This is a genomic window from Ramlibacter sp. (assembly GCF_028292805.1).
GTDB lineage: Bacteria > Pseudomonadota > Gammaproteobacteria > Burkholderiales > Burkholderiaceae_C > Ramlibacter.
The window spans coordinates 1-3,902 of the sequence record NZ_JAQGLS010000283.1; the positions used below are offsets into that span (position 1 = coordinate 1).

A 3,902-nucleotide genomic window follows, 5' to 3' on the forward strand; every position below is an offset into this window, starting at 1 on the left:
GGCAGCGGCCGGGCCGGCGCGTCGCGCTGCGCGACGCGCAAGGGATCCAGTCGCCGCTGTTTTCCACCCGCGCAAAGAGCTTTGCCTGGAGCGAGGGTCGCGGGGTTGCAGGTGGTGGACGGGAAGCTGCAGCCGCGGCCGGACCGGCGCGACCGCCGCTCCTTCTGGAGCGGCGTCAACCATGCCAGCGCCAACTGCCCTGGCTGGGCTGGCGACGGCGCAACAAGAGCGGCTGACGCAGCTGGTGCTGGAACGTGCACGCGCCAGGCTTTCGCAAGGCGTTCGCCCGGCTGGAAGCGGTGAAGCTGCCGCCCGGTGACCCGCTCGCACCCTACGCAGCTGATGCACCTGCGCACCACTCGGCTGATGGAGGAAATGCTGGCCATGCCTTCGCATGTGGTCGACGGCAGGCCGGCAAGCGCGCGCCGCTCTCATGCGGATGCAGCTGGCGCGCCGGGCTCGGCCCCCCGGGCTGAGCCCGGCGCGCCACGTAGAATCTGCGGCTCACCAGGGCACACCTCATGAACATTTCCGTCATCGGCTCGGGCTACGTGGGCCTGGTCACCGGGGCCTGCCTGGCCGACGTGGGCAACCACGTGCTGTGCCTGGACACCAACGCGGCCAAGATCGAGCGCCTGCGCGCCGGCGAAATCCCGATCTACGAACCGGGCCTGGACACCGTCGTGGCGCGCGGCATCGGCGCCGGCCGGCTGGAGTTCGCCACCGACGCGGCGGCCGCCGTCGCCCACGCCGCGGTGGTCTTCATCGCGGTGGGCACGCCTTCCGACGAAGACGGCTCGGCCGACCTCTCGCACGTGCTGGAAGCAGCGCGTGAACTGGGCCGGCGGATCACGCGCGATACGCTGGTGATCACCAAGTCGACCGTGCCGGTGGGCACCAGCGACCGCGTGCGCGAGGCGTTGCAGCAGGAGTTGCGCTCGCGCGGCGTGCCGCACCGCGTCACGGTGGCGTCGAACCCCGAGTTTCTGAAGGAAGGCTTCGCCGTCGACGACTTCATGCGGCCGGACCGCATCGTGGTCGGCCTGGACGCGCACGACCACGAGGCGCGCGAGACCTTCCGGCAGCTGTACGCGCCGTTCAACCGCAACCACGACCGCGTGCTGTTCATGGACGTGCGGGCGGCGGAGTTCACCAAGTACGCGGCCAACTGCATGCTGGCGGTGCGGATCTCGTTCATGAACGAACTGGCCAACCTGTCCGACCGGCTGGGCGTGGACATCGAGCACGTGCGGCGCGGCATCGGCGCCGACCCGCGGATCGGCCCGCACTTCCTCTATGCCGGGGCCGGCTTCGGCGGCTCCTGCTTTCCGAAAGACCTGCGCGCGCTGATCCACACGGCTGCCGAAGTCGGCGAGCAGGCGCAGCTGATGCGCGCCGCGCAGGACGTCAACACCCGCCAGCGCCGGTTGCTGGCCGACAAGATCATCGCCCACTTCGGCGGCGACGTGCGCGGCCGCACGGTGGCGCTGTGGGGACTGGCGTTCAAGGCCAACACCGACGACGTGCGCGAGGCCTCGAGCCTGGCGATCATCGATACGCTGCTGCAGGCCGGCGCCACGGTGCGGGCCTACGACCCCGCTGCCAACGAAACCGCCGCTGCCGCCTTGCCAGGCCGCGCCGGCGTCACGTTCTGCGCGTCGGCGCAGGCGGCGTTGCAAGGCGCCGACGCGCTGGCCGTCGTCACCGAATGGCTGGAGTTCCGCAGCCCGGACTTCGACGCGCTGGCGGGGGCGCTGAAAGCCAAGGCGCTGTTCGACGGCCGCAACCTGTACGACCCGGCGTCGGTGCGCAAGGCGGGGCTGGCGTACTACGGGGTCGGGCGCAGCGGGGCTGGGGTCTGAGCGCCTTGTCATTGCGGGCCTGACCCGCATCGATTCGGCGCGGGAGCCGCCGCCGGATGGATCCCGCCTCAGGCCCGGGATGACGGGGTGGCGGGTTGCACCACCGTGCCCAAGACTTCTTCCATCGCATCGCACATCGCCGCCAGCGTGCAATTGCGCAGCGCGAAGTCGCGCGCCTGCGCACCCAGCCGGTCTCGCAAAGCGGCGTCGCCCAACAGGCGATTCAGCGTTGCCGCCAGCGCCGCGCTGTCTTGCGGCTTGACCAGCAACGCGGTCTCGCCGTCCTTGGCGATCTCGCCGATGGCGCCGACCTCGGTGGTAATGCAGGGCAGGCCGCTCATCATGGCCTGCATCAGCGCCTGCGGCACGCCTTCGTTGGCGTAGGACGGCAGCACGAACACGTCCATCGCCCGCAGCCAGCGCTCGGGCCTGGGGTCGTGGCCGGTGAAGCGGACGCTGTCGCCCAGGCCAGCCGCGGCCACCTGTGCCTGCAGCGTCGGCATCTGCGGGCCGTCGCCGACGATCAGCAGCTGCAGGTCCTGGCCCTGCGCCCGCAATGCGGCAAAGGCCTCGATCAGGAAGCGGTGGCCTTTCCAGCTGCGCAGCGTGGCCAGGATGCCGATCGTCGGGCGCTGCGGCAGGCCCAGCTTCAGCCGCGAGGCGACCGGGTCGGCCGGGCCGAAGCGCTCCGGCGGGATGCCGGTGGGCACCGAGCGGATGGCGACGTCGGTGAAACCGTTGTGGTCGATCAGCTCGCGCCGCAGCTTCTCGCCGGTGGTGACGATGGCCGCGCTGGCCCGGTTGTACAACCAGCGCGTCGCGGTATTGCGGTGCACCGGCGCCGAAATGTGCCGGGTGCGCACCATCGGCACCGGCTGGCGGCGCAAGGCGTTGGCCAGCGCCACCATCCAGGAGTCGGTGGAGCTGTGCGTGTTGATGACGTCGAAGTGCTCGCGCTCCAGCAGCCGCCGCATCGCGCCCAGCCCGGCGAAAGTCTTGCGGCCTATCGGCACGTCGTGGGTGCGAAAGCCCAGCGCCGCGGCCTCGGTGTGGATGCGTGCGGCCGCCGGCGCCGCCAGTTCGAGCACGTGGCCGCGGTCGCGCAGTCCCTGCATCTCGGCCAGGATGCGCAGTTCCTGCCCGCCCCAGCCGCCGGAGGCTTCGGTGTGCAGGATCTTCATGGCGCGGCGCCTGGCTGCAGCAGCCTGGCATAGAGGGCGAGGTAATCGTCGGTCATGCGTTCCAGCGTATAGGGTTCGATCGCGCGGCGGCCGGCGGCGCCCAGGCGCCGGCAGCGCTCGCCGTCCAGCAGCTGTTCCATGGCAGCGGCCACGCCGGCGTCGTCCAGCGCATCCACCACGTGGCCGCTGTCGGGGGACAACAGTTCCGCCGCGCCACAGCCGGTGCTGGTGATCACCGGCAGGCCGCAGCCCATGGCCTCCAGCATCGCATTCGACTGCGGGTCGTACAAGGTCGGCAGCACGAAGGCATCGGCCGCATGGTAGTAGGGCAGCACGTCCTCGCGCGCACCTTCGAAGCGCACGGCCCCGGCGATGCCGAGTTCCTGCGCCAGCGCCTGGTAACGGGCCTGGTGCTTGTCGTGGCCGACGATCACCAGCGTGGCCTGCTGGCGCAAGGTGCCGCGCGCCAGCGCCCGCAGCGCCACCGCCACGCCTTTGCGCTCGAAGCCGGAGCCGACGAACAGGAACACCGTCCGGTCGGCGGCGAAGCCCAGGGCGGCCCGGGCCGCCTCGCGCTGTTGTGGCGTCGGCGGGGAAAAGCGCTGCAGGTCCAGCCCGTTGCGGATCACTGCCAGCTTGGTCGAAGCCACGCCATAGTGGCGCACGATCTCGTCGCGCACCATCTCTGAGTTGCAGACCACGCAGCGCAGCGCCGGATGGCTGAACATCGCGCGCTCCTTGCGCAGGATGGAGCGGTGCGCGGCGCTCAGGCTGTCGGCCAGGCCGCGCCAGGCACCTTGCTGGCGGCGCCGCAGCGCCAGCCACTGGCGGTGCACGCCGTCGCCGGCGCGGTACAGGT

3 protein-coding genes are annotated in these 3,902 nt (G+C 71.2%); 1 reads left to right on the plus strand and 2 read right to left on the minus strand.

Annotated elements, in window-relative coordinates; translation table 11 throughout:
- The first annotated feature begins 521 nt into the window (after positions 1 to 521).
- Positions 522 to 1,862, plus strand: coding sequence for a UDP-glucose/GDP-mannose dehydrogenase family protein (locus tag JWP65_RS17170; protein ID WP_299765919.1), 1,341 nt, complete (start codon positions 522 to 524; stop codon positions 1,860 to 1,862).
- 68 nt (positions 1,863 to 1,930) lie between these two features.
- Here JWP65_RS17170 and JWP65_RS17175 read toward each other — a convergent pair whose 3' ends face one another.
- Together JWP65_RS17175 and JWP65_RS17180 are read right to left on the minus strand one after the other, a co-directional pair.
- Positions 1,931 to 3,043, minus strand: a complete 1,113-nt coding sequence (locus JWP65_RS17175) for a glycosyltransferase family 4 protein (RefSeq protein WP_299765920.1) — start codon at positions 3,041 to 3,043, stop codon at positions 1,931 to 1,933.
- A partial coding sequence (locus JWP65_RS17180) for a glycosyltransferase family 4 protein (RefSeq protein ID WP_299765921.1) occupies positions 3,040 to 3,902 on the minus strand: 863 nt, incomplete at its 5' end. The genes JWP65_RS17175 and JWP65_RS17180, both read right to left, overlap by 4 nt.